The organism is Bartonella chomelii (assembly GCF_014138465.1).
In the GTDB taxonomy this organism is placed as follows: domain Bacteria; phylum Pseudomonadota; class Alphaproteobacteria; order Rhizobiales; family Rhizobiaceae; genus Bartonella; species Bartonella schoenbuchensis.
The window spans coordinates 41,508-57,401 of the sequence record NZ_JACJIR010000001.1 but is presented as its reverse complement, the minus strand read 5'-3'; the positions used below and the strand labels follow the sequence as shown (position 1 = coordinate 57,401).

Here is a 15,894-nt window from a genome sequence, read left to right as displayed (position 1 = left end):
GTTCCATCATATTTTAAATGACTTCAATATAATATAGCAGGAAAATAACCTATAATTTTACTGATAATAAGTTGAAATAAGAATGCTTATCAGAGGATTTTAATGCTTGAATAAATAACTTAAAAATACAAGAAATAATTTAAGTTATTGATTTTATTGATATTTGGTGATCCCGACAGGATTCGAACCTGTGACCCACGGCTTAGAAGGCCGTTGCTCTATCCAGCTGAGCTACGGGACCAATTGATGATTACCTTTTAAAAACATTTTTTTGTTAGTGCGTCCAAGATTGTTGCCGATCACTACGAAAATTATCAGAATAAGAGATAGCACGCCGAAAAGAAGGCTTACATGAATTTTCTACACGATAAGGAATAGAATTTTTGAGAGCAAAAGCAATGGCTTCTTCTTTCATTTTAAACCGGATTTTTATCTGACTATTTATATCTGATGTCGCTGTATATCCCATAAGAGGTTCAAGCATTTTTGCTTTCTCCGGCTCATACTGCAGAACCCAAAAACCACTATTAGCCTTGCCCGACTGCATTGATGTTTTCGCCGGACTATAAATACGTGCAACCATATTCTTTCCCTTTAGACGACACAACGCTTAAATAACAACACTGTATGCTATTCAATGAATCCATTTTTACATCAAATAAAACATATGGTCGGAGCGATAGGATTCGAACCTACGACCCCCTGATCCCAAATCAGGTGCGCTACCAGACTGCGCTACGCTCCGCGATTTATATTTGATGTCCCTTCCCTAAAATTTTCACAACAGAAGTGCAAGTGTAAAACACATTTTTTTAAAATTTTGTTCTCTTTTTTTATGGATAATAGCTTTTTTCAAACATTTCTTATCGCCAATGACATATTATAAACAGAAAAAAATGATATTTTTTAAAAAAGCTTAGACTGCACACATTAAAAAATTCCATACGTAATTTTCTTTAACGAATCTTATTATTTTATCCATAGAATGCCGAGACTAATGTAATTTAAATACAAATAATTTGAACACAATAAAAACTACCCCCCTATTTTTGCATTTATAAACAATCCCACTCAATAAAGTTTACAGCTTACTGATAACAGACCAATATACAATTAAAATAAATGTTTTGCAGTACTCAAACTACAAAAAAATCCTTACAAAAGGAAAACAAATCGCCTCCTCATCCCCTTTTTATATGAAATAGTTAGATTCTTAACTTTTCAAAATTAACCAATGATGCATTTTACTGTTTACACAAACATTATCAGTTAAATAAAAGCAGAAAATTTAGCGACTTCTCTCCTGTTTATGTACTTCAAGACCAATAGCAAAACCATATATTTTTATTAAACAACTAACGACAAAACTCAAAATATATTTATTGCATTTGCGTATTAATGACTTCACAAATAACAGCACGTGTTATTTTGCTTTTCCTTTGCAATGCTAATTTGTCAACAGAATCAATAACACATCTTAATGCAAATAAAGAACGTTCACAACGACTTACAAGATAGTGGATAATATCTGAATGAACAGTAATCTGGCGGTCTGAAAAAAGTTTAAATGCAATAGCCGTTAACAATGCATCATCAGGTTGATCAATCTCAACCAACATAACTGAATTAAGACGACTTTTTAGATCATTTAGCCTTAAATCCCATGTAGATGGTAATGTGCGAGCAGTCATCAATAAAGTAGCTTGACCTTGACGCACATTGAGATTTGCCTGCTTAATACTATTAATCAAATGAAAAAGTCCAGTTTCATTAATTTTTCCCGTATCAATATCCTCAATTAAAAGTGATCTACCTGAAGAAGCTGCAGTAATTACTTGGTCAATTTCATCACGATGAACAATTAAAGCATTAGCTTTTTGTACCCACACGCTAGAAAAATGCGTTTTTCCAGATCCTTCTTTTCCAACCAAAACAGCAATAGGTAATACCCAATTTGGCCAATGATCAACCAACTGAAAAGCCATACGATTACTATCTGTAACCACCAAATCATCTCGCCGAAAAACCGACTCATAAGAAAAGTCTAAAGGTAATTGTGTTTCATGTTCATTCATTCTACTGACCCCGAATTCCCACTTTGTGAATACATTTGAGAATTAAGATAAGTATGAAGAGCAAAACGAACCAAAACACCAATGGCAGCAGAAGCAGGAACAGCAACCAACATGCCCGTGAAACCAAATAACGAACCAAAAGCAAAAAGTGCAAACATCAACCATACCGGATGAAGCCCCACTGATGAGCCTACAAGCTTTGGTTGAAGAATATAACCTTCAATAAATTGGCCAATAAAAAAAACAACCATAACAATAACAATCCGGCCCCAATTATCGGGATAAAACTGGACCCATGCAACACCACCAGATAAAATAAACCCACTCATTGTACCAATATAAGGGATAAAACTGATGAGGCCAACAAACATACCAATTAAAAGACCAAAATTAAGCCCCGTAATAGTTAGGCCAATAGCATAATACCCCCCCAATATTAAACAAACCGTTCCTTGCCCACGAACAAAGCCTGCAATGGCTCTATCCATTTCGTAAAAAATACTGCGGACAGTTTCAAGATGATCTCGTGGTATCCAAGAATCAACGGCTTCAACCATACGCTGCCAATCCAGTAACATATAAAATGCTACAACAGGTGCTACCACAAGCAGACTGATAATATTAACAATGGATTTTCCTGATCTTAAAAGTGAATTTAAAAGAGACGTAATAAAATCAGAGCTTTGCCCCAAAAGAACTTTAATATCGGTTTGTAATTCATTTGGATCACTACCAAAATAACGCCCTATCCAATCAAAATTAGATTCTGTCAAAAAATTTTGAATGCGACTAACATAAATTGGTAAACCACTACTCACAAATTGTTGTATTTGCCAACTGACAATAGGAATTAAAATTGTTAAAGCGGCAACAAAAACAACAACAATAAATAAGGTAATTAAAATCGTACCAAAAACACGACGAATACCAACTTTTTCAAGCAATTGTACAATCGGATTAAGAAAATAAGCCAACACAATCCCTGCTACAAAAGGAAGTAAAACTGATCCAAAAACAAACATAAAGATTACAAAAAAAATCAATGTTCCAAGCCAGAAAAAAACTTGTTTTTTCATACTGTTTGGTAAAGGAACTTGGGCATAAGCTGGAACATAAGAAGTATAACGGCCTTGAAGGCTACTTTCTTTGATTTTCTCTTTCATTGACTGTAAATTAGGGTTATTATGACTATCTGATATTTTATTCATCGATATCCTCAAAAAATCCTTTACAAAAGATTATGCAACTTCTTTCATTTAGGTTCAAGGTAAACAATCATTTATTTCTGGATGTTAAATATTAAATTTCTTGCAGAGATAGTGCTATCATGGCATTGCGTAAACAACATTAAAATTGATTTTTCATAAAGAAGGCTCCAATGAGCAACAAAAACCCAACAAATAATAAACCTAATAACCTTACTTATGCAGCAGCTGGTGTTGATATTGATATGGGTAACACCATGATAGAAAATATCAAACCCTATATACGCTCAACAAAACGAGTAGGTGCAGATGCAGAAATCGGCGGTTTTGGTGGCTTATTTGACTTACAAGCAGCAGGCTTTACAGACCCCATTCTTGTGGCAGCTAATGATGGTGTGGGTACAAAACTAAAAATTGCTATTGAAATAGGTATTCATAATACTGTTGGTATTGATCTTGTAGCCATGTGCGTTAATGACTTAATTGTCCAAGGTGCTGAACCTCTTTTTTTCTTAGATTATTTTGCAACTGGAAAGCTTGATGCTACACAAGGTGCTGAAATTGTTTCAGGCATTGCAATAGGATGTCAGCAAGCAAACGCTGCTCTTATTGGAGGAGAAACTGCAGAAATGCCTGGAATGTACGCAAACGGAGATTATGACTTAGCAGGTTTTGCTGTAGGAGCTGTTGAACGCAATTCATTGTTGCCTTCAAAAGATCTTACAGAAGGTGATGTTATTTTAGGCCTTAGTTCATCTGGTGTTCATTCTAATGGTTTTTCTCTCGTCAGGCAGATCGTTAAACAAAGTGGTTTAAAATGGAATGACCTTGCCCCCTTTAACCCTAAAATGAACCTTGGGGAAGCACTTCTCACACCAACTCGCATTTACGTCAAATCACTATTGCCAATTATACAAAATTATAAAGGGATTAAAGCTCTTGCCCATATAACAGGTGGTGGCTTTCCAGAAAACATTCCACGCATCCTCCCCCCTTCCCTTTGTGCTGAAATTAATCTTTCTGCTATTAATGTGCCGCCAGTATTTTCATGGATTGCCAAAAAAGGTGAAATACAAGAAACAGAAATGCTACGAACATTCAATTGTGGCATTGGTATGGTTATTATTGTAGCACAAAACTCAGTTGAAGCTATTACACAAGAACTCAAATCACGAGGAGAAATAGTTACTTCACTTGGTATTTTAACAAAATACCAAAATAAAAGAATTGCTTATAAAGGTGCTCTTCACTTATGAAAAAAAAAGTAATTATTTTTATTTCCGGCAATGGTTCTAATATGGTTTCCCTTGCCAAAGAAAGCAAACAAGCTAATTATCCTGCTGAAATCATTGCAGTCATTTGCGACAAATCCCATGCTGCTGGTATTGAAAAGGCACGTGCTAATGGCTTGCCTACTCATATTGTAGATCGTAAAAATTACTCAACTAAAGAAGCCCATGAAGAATCTATTCTTACTATTTTAGCCCAATATCAACCAGATATTATTTGCTTAGCTGGCTATATGCGGCTTATTTCACCGCATTTCATAAAACCCTATAAAGGACGGATCCTTAACATTCACCCTTCCCTTTTGCCTTCATTTAAAGGTTTAAATACCCATGAAAGAGTTTTGCAAGCAGGTGTTAAAATTACTGGTTGCACAGTTCACCTTGTTACAGAAGCAATGGATGAAGGAAAGATTCTTGCTCAAGCTGCTGTTCCAGTGTGCCCTAATGACACTCCTGAAATGTTAGCGCAAAGAGTTCTTCAAGTTGAGCATAAACTCTACCCGCAAGCCTTAAAAGCATTCATTGAAGGTAATGATAACGATAAAATAATAGATTATCAACAGCAGATTTTATCATTTTAAAACAATCTCTTATGTTAAATATTTCTTTTAAATTCACTGATCTATTTTCTAGATTAATGAGTACAAATTTTGATATAAAAACTTATTATCTTCATTAATATTTTTGCGAATATTTTTACTGTGCTAACGTTTCTTTAACGGCTAAAGCTAGCTGTTTGAGTGTAAACGGCTTAGATAAAAATCCGAAAACAGCATCTTTTGAAAGATTTTTAGTAAAAGCATCTTTTGTATACCCTGAAACAAAAATAAACTTGATCTCAGGATATTTTTTACGCACTTCCTTGAGCAAAGTCGGCCCATCCATTTCTGGCATAACTACATCGGAAACAATAATATCAACAGCACCTTTATTTTCTTCAAGTACAGCAAGCGCTTCTACTCCACTTGCAGCTTCTAAAACAGTATATCCTCTCATTTGAAGAGCTTTTACTCCGCCCATTCTAACAGCGTCTTCATCTTCAACCAATAAAACAGTCGCAAAACCTGTTAAGTCTGTATTTTTTTCCTGCTCTTCTACTTTTTCAATTTGTGGAGAAATCTCATTGCTGACATCAGAAATATAACGAGGTAGAAAAATATGAAATGTCGTTCCTTTTCCCTCCTGGCTATCACAATAAATATAACCACCTGTTTGCTTGACAATGCCATAAACCATTGATAACCCAAGCCCCGTTCCTTTACCAACTTCTTTTGTTGTAAAAAACGGCTCAAACATTTTTTCTTGTACAAAAGCAGATATACCTTCTCCTGTATCTGAAATGGTCAATTGTACATATTCACCACTCACAAAGCCAACATAATTAAATTCAGTACTTTGTTGTTTCGTAATATTGTTTGTTTTAATTGTTATCAAGCCTCCATTCGGCATAGCATCACGCGCATTAATTATTAAATTCATAATAACACGCTGAAAAGAAGCTTGATCAACTTTAACGCTCCACAGATCTCTTCCATGAATAATTTTCAACTGGATATTATTTCCTAAAAGAGACAAAATAAGATTGCGAATATCGGATAAAAGTTCTGTAAAATCAACTTTTTCAGGTTTAAGTGTTTGCTTTCTAGAAAAAGCTAATAATTGCTGCACAAGTGCAGCGGCACGATTAGCATTATTTTTGATATTGATAAGATCAGCATGCGCTGGATCAGAACTGCGGTGCGTGTTTAAAAGAAGATCGCACGACATTAAAATTGCTGTTAAAACATTATTAAAATCATGAGCAATACCACCAGCTAACTGCCCGACGGCTTGCATCTTTTGATTTTGTACCATTTTATCTTCAAGTGTTTTTTGTTCTGTCGTTTCTATGACAGACACAATCACCAAATCTTCTAATGCATCATTATGATATTGTACCAGAGGCATAAGATGAAGATTAAAATGACGCTCTTTTTTATTTTCTAATACTATGTCTATTGAAATTGGATCATTCTTATTTTTTGCAATCTTCTCAAATGCGTGCTCTAGCTGAGCACAACCCTGGTGAGGTATAATATCATAAAAATTGATAGTTTTGCCAGAACATTCCATCAATAATAAAAAAGAGTTATTGATATGAATAAACTGCCCTTTCTGGTCAACTACAGCTATTGCAAAAGGACTTGCATCAAAATACTCTATCAATGCATTCGACAATTTTAATTGATAATCGCTTTCTCTTTTTTGTATTGATTGCGGCGTCATAACAATGCGATAGACAGTATCATCTTCTAGGAGAGAAGAGATACACATAAAACAATTCAATATTTTCTTATCACCAGTTTGTGAAGTTAAAAACAAAGAAAACGTATAAGGTGTAGCACGATTTAAATTGTAATGTTCGTGACTTTGTAAACAAATATCACTCCACACACTATTAACTTCAGAAGCATTAAAGAACTGATCAAAACTATATTGACCAACAGTAAAATTTGCCAAATCGATCGAAAACCATTCGGCAAAAACTGCATTTGCATAGATAATAACTCCTTGTGCATTAACAGATAAAAATCCAACAGGAGCTTGATCTAAATGATTGATAGCTTCTTGAAGATTCAAACAAAAAGTTTCACGGCATTCTTCTAAATGTGAAATATCAGTGATACGCCAAAATAAAAACTTTTTTCTCCATTGTAGTATTGGTTGAACAGAAATATTATACCATACGATGTTTTTCTGAATAGAATGAATAAAAATTGACCGATCTATCTTTAATGTTTCTTGAGCTGAAAGATTGTTAAATGCCGCAACTTTCAAGCGATATAAAAGTGCGCTAGCACCTGGAAGATCAGCAATAACTGCATAACAAGAAGCCTCAGGTTTATAAGTAAAAATTTTCTGATAATTCTGATTAGAGTAATAAACAAAACCTGATAAATCAGATATTACAATTGCATCATCTATCTCATCAAAGACACTAAAATCTAAGCTCTTATGCAATGACCCAATATCATATCTCAAAACACCCATTCCTATCAAAAAAAGCGCAGCAATGCCTATAATCGCTAAAACTAAAAAAGATATCAAAGAAGCCTGATGAAAATAGCTTTGCGGATAAAAAATGCCAAAAAACCCGACAATGAGCAAAAAAATTACAATAAAAAAAAGCCCCCAGACCATAGCTCCCCACCGCATGGAAGGAGGTAATAATTTGTCCATGCCATTAAAACCTTTGTTCATCTCTATCTGTCTCGATTGTAGATGCTTCATGAAGCTTATAAAATATCTTCAAACAATCACTATTATGAAGGATATGCTTAATTTCTCTATTATACATAATATAAGTATATTTGCTCAATGGAAATCACTCAACACTTCACATTTTATTGAACTTCTTAAAATGATTTATAAACTTACATAATAAAAAATAATGATTTCATTATGAAATAAGGAAAAAATAGTATGAATATTTGGCTATCAAACTATATAGGAACATCTGCAGCAAATATAATTACAAGCCTCGTGTTTCTTATAATAATAATTGCAGCAATTGTTGTAGTTATAATGCTTTTGCGCTATTTGAATAAAGGAGGATTTAATTTCAACAGAAAAAAGCACCCATTACGATTAATCATATCTGACACAATCGCTATTGATCGTACACGCCGCCTTGTTCTAATACGTCGCGATGATGTAGAGCATTTAATTCTCATCGGTGGAACAACAGATACTGTTATAGAGTCTAATATTGTTAAAACACAAACTGCATACGAAAATTATAACAGAGCACAAAGAGATACACAGCCAACATCAAAAATGGCAGAAACTAATCTCAATGCTACCTTTACTGAACAAACCTCTTTATCCAGCAGTACAATAAAACCTACACAAGATAATATCTCCTCCCCCTCCTCTGAAAATAAACAGTTAAAAGATTCAGCACTCACAGCTGAAATTGAAGAACGGCAAGAACCATCTTTCTTTATTCCTACTCCCAAATAAAGTACTTTATTTTCTGATATTGAGTATTTTGCTTTTTGATCGTAAATTGATTTTAATCATCACGATAGACCTTTTCTCGTCGTTCGTGGCGTTCTTGTGCTTCTAATGATAAAACTGCAATTGGTCGTGCCTCAAGACGTTTTATACTAATAGGTTCACCAGTTTCTTCACAAAACCCATAAGTACCATTATCAATACGCTCCAAAGCTGCATCTATTTTTGCAATGAGCTTTCTCTGGCGAGCACGAGCACGCAATTCAATTGCACGATCAGTTTCATAAGATGCCCGATCAGTCAAATCAGATTGATTAGCATTTTCTTTTTGCAAACTCTCTAAAGTTTCACGGGTTTCCTTTAATATATCGCATTTCCAAGAAATTAATTTAGCACGAAAATATGCCTTTTGCCGCTCATTCATAAAAGGCTCATCTTCACTAGGACGATACTGACCGCTAACAACTTTATTCATGCCATAAAACTCCACATATGGTATGTGTGGTCTATATATTGTATACGCAAAATCAACACAAGTGTAAAACATATTTCTATAAAAATAAGAATATCTTGAATTCATTATTCAAATTTTTTAGCTCATTTTTTGTATAATATTTTGAAATTTCATAATATTTTTATTTAAAGAAGTTTTATAAATTCTTTTATTTCAGCATAAACTATAAAATCTGCCATATTAATTCTAGAAAATAATTTTCTTAATTGAATGTAAAAAAAATCTGCAGAAATAAAAGGATAGTTTTTTGGTTTTTCATTATCTTCAAAAATGAAACTTCAACCGTTTTTAAACCATTAAAGATTGAGCACAAAATTTTGTAATCTCTGCTCTGGCAGTTAAGTCTCATTCCCTTTTCAAAAGCAAATAAAAAAATTTTCACAAACAACGCACATAAGAACGTGAATTGCAGTAATGGGTATATTAACCCGCCTTTCCTTTAGCAAGATTAAGGCTAAATGACCTTACAAAATTTGATACACTTTATTTATTCATACAAAAATCAAACACTAATATAATACAAAAACTTGAACACCATATAAAGCATTAATTGTTTTTATATGAAACTTCTATAACAAGGAGCTAGTGTAGAAGATATTGAACACCCTATATTATTTGACATAAAATAATAGCAACACGAAATTAGCATCTATCCTATGTATAATTCATATTTTTATTTACTAGTTTTGATAAAAATTATGAAATAAAATTCTTCATTCGGTCTCCACTACCTGGTAAGACCCGACAAAAGCGCACCTGAAATATAAAAGCGCGTTGCTTATTTTTTTGGAAAAAATACCCTTAAAAACCTATTATACCTGATTAAACGATAACTGTTATATCAATATTTTTTCAACTCACAAAAACAAAACATTCTTAAAGAAGAATCAAGTTGCATAAATATATATAAATCATAGCGTAAAAATCAGTAATAGCAGTATTTCTAATTTAAATTAGCCAAAATCATATTGTTATTGTGATTAAAAAATAAAACTCCTTAAGTTTTATATTAACATTTTTAAATAGAATATTGATATATATAATTATTTTTTTACAATTGATAGAAAATCTAAGGCTAATTATTAAAAATTTAGGCATGAAAAACATGCAAAGCAAAACTTACCCAATAACAAAGCAGAAATTATAAAGATAAAACATGATAGTCACGATTAAAATACATTAAAGCGTCTTTTTCTTGATTACGGTTTATCGCAACAACTTCACCAATCAAAATATAATGAGTCGCATGTTGGTGCCAACAAATCAAACGGCAGTCAAATGAAGCCAAGGCACCTGATAAGCTAGGTGCACCAGTCTGTAAAACATTCCATTGAGCTGTATTAAAGCGTTCAGTTTGTGTAAAACCACAGCGTCCAGAAAAAACTTCTGACAATGAACGATGTTTTCCTGCTAAGCTATTGACACAAAAATTTCCATTTTCCATAAACAGCTTATTTTCAGGATTATGCCGCATTAAGCAAACAAGAAGCATCGGAGGATCATCTGATAAAGAACAACAAGCTGAAACTGTTACTCCACGCTTTCCTTTAGCACCATTTGTCGTTACAATATGTACTGCCCCTGCCAGACAACTCATAGTATCCCGATATTCTTGTGAAGAAACCGTAGCAACTTGTTGAAATTTGGGCATTAAATCTTTTGTATGATTTTGCATATTTTTCACTTAGATAGCTCTCAAAATTTCAATGGATATTTCAATAAATTGATTTATTACATATTCTTATTCTTTTATATCATATATGAGCAACAAAAATGTATATTTTATCACACAATATTATACGCTAAAAAGGGCTCACTCAGGAGATCTTAATGCCCCGTCCCCATTTCATTTCACCCTCACTCTTGGCTGCTGATTTTTCTAAACTCGGTCAGGAAATATCAGATGTTGTTGATGCTGGTGCAGACTGGCTTCACCTTGATATTATGGATGGCCACTTTGTTCCTAATATCACCTTTGGCCCTGATGTCGTCAAAGCATTACGCCCACTAACTAAAGCAATATTTGATGTTCACCTCATGATAGCACCTGTAGATCCTTATCTTGAAGCCTTTGCGCAAGCTGGCGCAGATATTATAACCATTCACGCTGAAGCAGGTCCTCATATTCATCGTTCACTGCAAACAATTAAAGCAATGGGAAAAAAGGCTGGAGTTTCAATCAACCCAAGCACGCCAGAACACGTGCTGGAGTATTTGCTTGATCAATTAGATCTCATTCTTATTATGACTGTCAATCCAGGTTTTGGTGGACAAAACTTCATCCCAGAAATGAAAAATAAAATCGAACGAGTAAAAAATATGATTGCCAATCGACCTATTGATCTTGAAGTTGATGGTGGCATTACAGTTGATACAATTGGAATAGCTGCAAAAGCTGGTGCAAATGCATTTGTTGCAGGATCTGCAATTTATAAAAATGGTAACAAAGATCTTTATAAAACACGCATTAACGCACTGCGCCAAGCAGCAAAACTCTCACAATAAGGAAAAAATCATGATCGAGCGTTATTCTCGCCCTGAAATGGTAGCAATTTGGTCACCAGAAACTAAATACCGTATTTGGTTTGAAATTGAAGCACATGCTTGTGACGCGTTAGCTCAACTTGGTGTTATTCCAGAAAAATCAGCTAAAATCATTTGGGAAAAAGGTGCAGCAGCTGAATTTGATATTAATCGTATTAATGAAATTGAAGCAACTACAAAGCATGATGTTATAGCATTTTTAACCCACTTAGCTGAATTTATTGGGCCAGAATCTCGTTTTATTCATCAAGGCATGACATCATCAGATGTTTTAGATACAGCATTCAATGTTCAATTAATGCGCGCTAGCGATATTTTGTTGAGAGATATAAATCAACTTCTTGAAGTGCTAAAAAAACGTGCTTTTGAACATAAAGAGACAATTACTATTGGGCGTAGTCATGGCATTCACGCCGAGCCTACAACATTTGGAGCTAAACTTGCCCTTGCATATGCTGAATTTCTCCGTTGTCACAAACGTTTGCTTGCTGCACGAGAAGAAATTGCCACTTGTGCTATTTCAGGAGCTGTTGGCACTTTTGCGAATATTGATCCCCGCGTTGAAGAACATGTAGCACAAGCATTAGGTATGCGTGTCGAACCTGTTTCTACCCAAGTAATACCACGTGATCGTCATGCTATGTTCTTTGCAACACTTGGAGTCATTGCTTCATCTATTGAAAGGTTAGCTATAGAAATACGTCATCTGCATAGAACAGAAGTTCTTGAAGTAGAAGAATATTTCTCACCTGGGCAAAAAGGTTCATCTGCTATGCCTCATAAACGTAATCCAGTTTTAACAGAAAATTTAACTGGACTGGCACGTATAGTGCGCGCATTTGCAGTGCCTGCTATGGAAAATGTTGCGCTTTGGCATGAACGTGACATTTCACATTCATCTGTTGAACGTTATATTGGCCCTGATGCTACTATTACGCTTGATTTTGCTCTTTCTCGATTAACGTCTGTGATTGAAAATTTAATCGTTTATCCAGAAAATATGCAAAAAAATCTCAATAAATTCCGTGGTCTTATTCATTCACAACGTGTGCTTTTAGCGCTTACACAAGCTGGTATAAGTCGTGAAAATGCTTATCACATTGTTCAACGAAACGCGATGAAAGTTTGGGAACAAGGAAAAGATTTTTTAGAAGAATTGTTAAAAGATGAAGATGTCACAAAAGCTTTAAATGAAGCAGATCTTCGCGAAAAATTTGACCTTGCTTACCATACTAAACATGTTGATACAATTTTTAGACGTGTGTTTGGATAATAGTAACAACTGTAAAAAATAAAAGTCTTTTGTTTTTGCTAGCTCAAAGCACGTTTTCATAAAGAAAGACATTCATGAAAGCAAATCAACTCGATATTCTTATTGTTCCCGGCTATAAAGGATCTGGTCCGGATCATTGGCAAACACGTTGGGAACAAAAATTATCTACTGCTCGGCGCGTTCAACAAGCCCATTGGTCAAAACCCGTGTGCGAAGAATGGATTAATGAAGTAAAAAATGCTATCACACAAGCCAATAAACCTGTTGTTATTATTGCTCACTCATTGGGAGTGCCAACAGTTATTCACGCAATTGCTCAAAATGCACAAAAAGTTTGTGGTGCTTTCTTTGTTGCCCCACCAGATGTAGAAAATGAAGAAATACGCCCCAAACATCTAATGACATTTGGTCCATATCATCGCAAGAAACTCCCCTTCCCTTCAGTGGTTATTGCGAGTCGCAATGATCAATTTTGCCAATTCTCAGTAGCAGAAAATCTTGCAAAAGACTGGAATGCGCTTTTTGTTGATGCTGGGCAGTCCGGACATATTAATGTGGAATCTGGCCATGGTCCTTGGCCTGAAGGACTTATAATTTTCTCCCATTTTCTTGCAAAGCTTTAAAGGTAATATGAATTATTCTCAGAATAATACATTTTATATTACTTTACCCAATATTACTTAACACATACCCTATAAGAAGCTTAAATATTTTTGCCTGCACTGATTCATGCTGAAAAACATAAAAATATTCACTTTGCCTGATTGCATTAATGTTTTTGCCAGACTATAAAAGTTTAAATCTCATTTAATATGCCTTAAATAATAAAATTGTAGTAAACATTATAGCAATTCATTGAGAATTGTTGCTAATTAAGATACTATTTTTATCAACAATATTAAGATTTTTCAACGAATAGAGAATTATGATGAATCGTCGTCACCGCATTTATGAAGGTAAGGCCAAAATCCTATATGAAGGGCCTGAACCGGGTACCTATATTCAATTTTTTAAAGATGATGCAACTGCATTTAATGCAAAAAAACATGAAATCATTGATGGTAAAGGAGTCTTAAACAACCGTATTTCAGAGTATATTTTTACCCAACTTGGTCGTTTAGGTATCCCAACACACTTTATCAAACGGATCAATATGCGTGAACAGCTTATCAAAGCAGTCGAAATTATTCCGCTAGAAGTTGTTGTACGTAATGTCGCTGCAGGTTCCCTTTCTAAACGCTTAGGGCTAGAAGAAGGAACAGTTCTTCCACAATCTATTATCGAATTTTACTATAAAAACGATTCTCTTGATGATCCAATGGTAACGGAAGAACATATTACTGCTTTTGGGTGGTCTGCTCCGCAAGAAATAGAAGAAATTATGCAACTTTCAATTCGCATTAACGATTTTCTCTCTGGGCTTTTTGCAGGCGTTGGTATTCAATTGATTGATTTCAAAATAGAATTTGGTCGTTTATGGGAAGGTGAAACGATGCGTATCGTCCTTGCTGATGAAATTTCACCTGATTCTGCTCGTTTATGGGATATTCAAACACGAGAAAAAATGGATAAAGATCGTTTTCGTCGTGACATGGGTGGGCTTATTAATGCTTATCAAGATGTTGCAAAGCGTCTTGGTATTATGAATGAAAATGACCCTCAACGACCAAGTGGTCCAGTTTTAGTCAAATGAGAAACAAAGTAATGCAATATAGCCTTGCTTTAAAAAAAGAGCTATTCTTTTAAAAAATGCTTTAAATAACAGGAAATAAAAATGAAAGCACGCGTTATAGTTACCTTAAAAAGCAGCGTTCTTGACCCTCAAGGAGAAGCAATCACTAGTGCTTTAAATAGTTTAGCTTTTACCGATATTCAATCTATTCGCCAAGGAAAAGTGTTTGATATCATTCTCGATAATATACCCGCTGAAATAGCAAAACAAAAACTTGAACAAATGTGTGAACAATTGCTTGTAAATACTGTCATTGAAAATTACACTATAGAATTTCTTTGATCGGGTCACTCGATGAAAACTGCTATTATTCAATTACCTGGATTAAATCGCGATCAAGATATGATTGCGGCATTATATCACATAACAGGCATTCAACCTCTCAAGATTTGGCAAACGGAAACAACAATTCCAGAGGTCGATATGATTGTTATCCCTGGTGGTTTTTCCTATGGTGACTATTTAAGATGTGGCGCTATTGGCGCGCGAATGCCAGTTATGCAAGCTGTGCGTGAAAAAGCACAAAAAGGTGTCATGATTATGGGGGTATGCAATGGTTTTCAAATTTTGCTAGAATCCGGATTGCTACCAGGCGCTTTAATGCGCAATGCTTCATTGAAATTTGTTTGTCGTGAAATAAAACTTGAAGTCGCTAATGCTGATACAAAATTTTCTCGATGCTACTCTAAAGGACAAATTATTCGCTGCCCTGTTGCCCATCACGATGGAAATTACTTCGTTGATGATGATACATTGAAACAAATGGAAGACAATAAGCAAATTGTTTTCCGTTATGCTGAAAATACAAATCCCAATGGTTCAATTAATGATATTGCCGGTATTGTCAATAAAACTGGCAATGTTCTTGGTATAATGCCTCATCCTGAAAATTTCATTGAAACTGCGCATGGTGGTGATGATGGCCGCTTATTGTTTCAAAGTGTTTTAGAATCGAAAAATTAATGTATGAAGTGAACCTTACTAAGCAAATTTCTACACTTACAATAATGAAATATATTATTCCAAATACACATCAGGTGTGTTTAGAAAGCTCAAAGTTTCATTATAAATTTGGTCCTTCTTTTAAATTTTATGCTTATTATTCAAGCTCAAATCACTTTCGTATTTTAATCGCGCTTTATAATTTTTTAAAAAATTTGACCCCTGAGTTTGTTAAAGCACAACTAACTAAAGCCTTAACTTATAATCCTTTAATAGCTTCATTATCAAATAATGAAATTACCAATACATCAAACAACTGGATTA

General features: G+C 34.3%; 15 protein-coding genes and 2 tRNA genes. 9 read left to right on the top strand and 8 right to left on the bottom strand.

The genetic code is table 11. The features are described from left to right. Positions 1-164 precede the first annotated feature (164 nt). The 5 genes from GGR10_RS00235 to GGR10_RS00215 form a co-directional block, all read right to left on the bottom strand. Positions 165-241: transfer RNA gene (locus tag GGR10_RS00235), tRNA-Arg, on the bottom strand. 33 nt (positions 242-274) lie between these two features. Further along, positions 275-583 (bottom strand): ETC complex I subunit, encoded by a 309-nt coding sequence (locus GGR10_RS00230; RefSeq protein ID WP_182479405.1) that lies wholly within the window; start codon positions 581-583, stop codon positions 275-277. A gap of 85 nt (positions 584-668) precedes the next feature. Next, positions 669-745 (bottom strand) — tRNA-Pro (locus tag GGR10_RS00225). A 634-nt stretch (positions 746-1,379) separates the two neighbouring features. Next, positions 1,380-2,075 (bottom strand): DnaA regulatory inactivator HdaA, encoded by a 696-nt coding sequence (gene hdaA / locus GGR10_RS00220; RefSeq protein ID WP_182479404.1) that lies wholly within the window; start codon positions 2,073-2,075, stop codon positions 1,380-1,382. Beyond that, on the bottom strand, positions 2,072-3,283 hold the full coding sequence (locus GGR10_RS00215) for an AI-2E family transporter (protein ID WP_182479403.1): 1,212 nt from the start codon (positions 3,281-3,283) through the stop codon (positions 2,072-2,074). Before GGR10_RS00215 ends, hdaA begins: the two co-directional genes overlap by 4 nt. Positions 3,284-3,453: 170 nt before the next feature. Here GGR10_RS00215 and purM point away from each other — a divergent pair, with 170 nt between their 5' ends. Next, a complete protein-coding gene (gene purM, locus GGR10_RS00210; RefSeq protein ID WP_182479402.1) occupies positions 3,454-4,536 on the top strand; it encodes a phosphoribosylformylglycinamidine cyclo-ligase in 1,083 nt (360 codons plus the stop codon). Beyond that, complete coding sequence (gene purN / locus GGR10_RS00205) at positions 4,533-5,150, top strand: phosphoribosylglycinamide formyltransferase (protein ID WP_182479401.1); 618 nt, start codon at positions 4,533-4,535, stop codon at positions 5,148-5,150. Before purM ends, purN begins: the two co-directional genes overlap by 4 nt. A 115-nt stretch (positions 5,151-5,265) precedes the next feature. On the opposite strand, the gene GGR10_RS00200 is transcribed toward purN, so the two are convergent. Next, positions 5,266-7,809 (bottom strand): response regulator, encoded by a 2,544-nt coding sequence (locus GGR10_RS00200; RefSeq protein WP_182479400.1) that lies wholly within the window; start codon positions 7,807-7,809, stop codon positions 5,266-5,268. Between the two features lie 222 nt (positions 7,810-8,031). On the opposite strand from GGR10_RS00200, the gene GGR10_RS00195 reads away from it, so the two are divergent. After that, positions 8,032-8,571 (top strand): flagellar biosynthetic protein FliO, encoded by a 540-nt coding sequence (locus GGR10_RS00195; protein ID WP_182479399.1) that lies wholly within the window; start codon positions 8,032-8,034, stop codon positions 8,569-8,571. Positions 8,572-8,623: 52 nt separating this feature from the next. Here the strand turns inward: GGR10_RS00195 and dksA are convergent, their stop codons facing one another. Beyond that, positions 8,624-9,040 carry an RNA polymerase-binding protein DksA gene (gene dksA / locus GGR10_RS00190; RefSeq protein ID WP_010703810.1) on the bottom strand — a complete coding sequence of 139 codons (417 nt, stop codon included), beginning with the start codon at positions 9,038-9,040 and terminating at the stop codon, positions 8,624-8,626. A gap of 1,180 nt (positions 9,041-10,220) precedes the next feature. Then, positions 10,221-10,754 (bottom strand): flavin reductase family protein, encoded by a 534-nt coding sequence (locus GGR10_RS00185; RefSeq protein ID WP_034990078.1) that lies wholly within the window; start codon positions 10,752-10,754, stop codon positions 10,221-10,223. 155 nt (positions 10,755-10,909) lie between these two features. Here GGR10_RS00185 and rpe point away from each other — a divergent pair, with 155 nt between their 5' ends. The 6 genes from rpe (at position 10,910) to purQ (ending at position 15,591) form a co-directional block, all read left to right on the top strand. Continuing rightward, positions 10,910-11,584 carry a ribulose-phosphate 3-epimerase gene (gene rpe, locus GGR10_RS00180; protein WP_182479398.1) on the top strand — a complete coding sequence of 225 codons (675 nt, stop codon included), beginning with the start codon at positions 10,910-10,912 and terminating at the stop codon, positions 11,582-11,584. 10 nt (positions 11,585-11,594) lie between these two features. Continuing rightward, positions 11,595-12,896, top strand: a complete 1,302-nt coding sequence (purB, locus tag GGR10_RS00175) for an adenylosuccinate lyase (protein ID WP_182479397.1) — start codon at positions 11,595-11,597, stop codon at positions 12,894-12,896. A 74-nt stretch (positions 12,897-12,970) separates the two neighbouring features. Further along, positions 12,971-13,519 carry an RBBP9/YdeN family alpha/beta hydrolase gene (locus tag GGR10_RS00170; RefSeq protein ID WP_182479396.1) on the top strand — a complete coding sequence of 183 codons (549 nt, stop codon included), beginning with the start codon at positions 12,971-12,973 and terminating at the stop codon, positions 13,517-13,519. Between the two features lie 305 nt (positions 13,520-13,824). After that, positions 13,825-14,589 (top strand): phosphoribosylaminoimidazolesuccinocarboxamide synthase, encoded by a 765-nt coding sequence (gene purC, locus GGR10_RS00165; RefSeq protein ID WP_182479729.1) that lies wholly within the window; start codon positions 13,825-13,827, stop codon positions 14,587-14,589. An 81-nt stretch (positions 14,590-14,670) separates the two neighbouring features. Next, positions 14,671-14,910 carry a phosphoribosylformylglycinamidine synthase subunit PurS gene (gene purS, locus GGR10_RS00160; RefSeq protein WP_182479395.1) on the top strand — a complete coding sequence of 80 codons (240 nt, stop codon included), beginning with the start codon at positions 14,671-14,673 and terminating at the stop codon, positions 14,908-14,910. Between the two features lie 12 nt (positions 14,911-14,922). Then, positions 14,923-15,591, top strand: coding sequence for a phosphoribosylformylglycinamidine synthase subunit PurQ (gene purQ, locus GGR10_RS00155; RefSeq protein WP_182479394.1), 669 nt, complete (start codon positions 14,923-14,925; stop codon positions 15,589-15,591). Positions 15,592-15,894 lie beyond the last annotated feature (303 nt).

Excerpts from the sequence above, each read along its gene's own strand:
- GGR10_RS00230 (WP_182479405.1), bottom strand. The coding sequence starts at position 583 with ATGGTTGCACGTATTTATAGTCCGGCGAAAACATCAATGCAGTCGGGC.
- hdaA (WP_182479404.1), bottom strand. The coding sequence starts at position 2,075 with ATGAATGAACATGAAACACAATTACCTTTAGACTTTTCTTATGAGTCG.
- GGR10_RS00215 (WP_182479403.1), bottom strand. The coding sequence starts at position 3,283 with ATGAATAAAATATCAGATAGTCATAATAACCCTAATTTACAGTCAATG.
- purM (WP_182479402.1), top strand. The coding sequence starts at position 3,454 with ATGAGCAACAAAAACCCAACAAATAATAAACCTAATAACCTTACTTAT.
- purN (WP_182479401.1), top strand. The coding sequence starts at position 4,533 with ATGAAAAAAAAAGTAATTATTTTTATTTCCGGCAATGGTTCTAATATG.
- GGR10_RS00200 (WP_182479400.1), bottom strand. The coding sequence starts at position 7,809 with ATGAACAAAGGTTTTAATGGCATGGACAAATTATTACCTCCTTCCATG.
- GGR10_RS00195 (WP_182479399.1), top strand. The coding sequence starts at position 8,032 with ATGAATATTTGGCTATCAAACTATATAGGAACATCTGCAGCAAATATA.
- dksA (WP_010703810.1), bottom strand. The coding sequence starts at position 9,040 with ATGAATAAAGTTGTTAGCGGTCAGTATCGTCCTAGTGAAGATGAGCCT.
- GGR10_RS00185 (WP_034990078.1), bottom strand. The coding sequence starts at position 10,754 with ATGCAAAATCATACAAAAGATTTAATGCCCAAATTTCAACAAGTTGCT.
- rpe (WP_182479398.1), top strand. The coding sequence starts at position 10,910 with ATGCCCCGTCCCCATTTCATTTCACCCTCACTCTTGGCTGCTGATTTT.
- purB (WP_182479397.1), top strand. The coding sequence starts at position 11,595 with ATGATCGAGCGTTATTCTCGCCCTGAAATGGTAGCAATTTGGTCACCA.
- GGR10_RS00170 (WP_182479396.1), top strand. The coding sequence starts at position 12,971 with ATGAAAGCAAATCAACTCGATATTCTTATTGTTCCCGGCTATAAAGGA.
- purC (WP_182479729.1), top strand. The coding sequence starts at position 13,825 with ATGAATCGTCGTCACCGCATTTATGAAGGTAAGGCCAAAATCCTATAT.
- purS (WP_182479395.1), top strand. The coding sequence starts at position 14,671 with ATGAAAGCACGCGTTATAGTTACCTTAAAAAGCAGCGTTCTTGACCCT.
- purQ (WP_182479394.1), top strand. The coding sequence starts at position 14,923 with ATGAAAACTGCTATTATTCAATTACCTGGATTAAATCGCGATCAAGAT.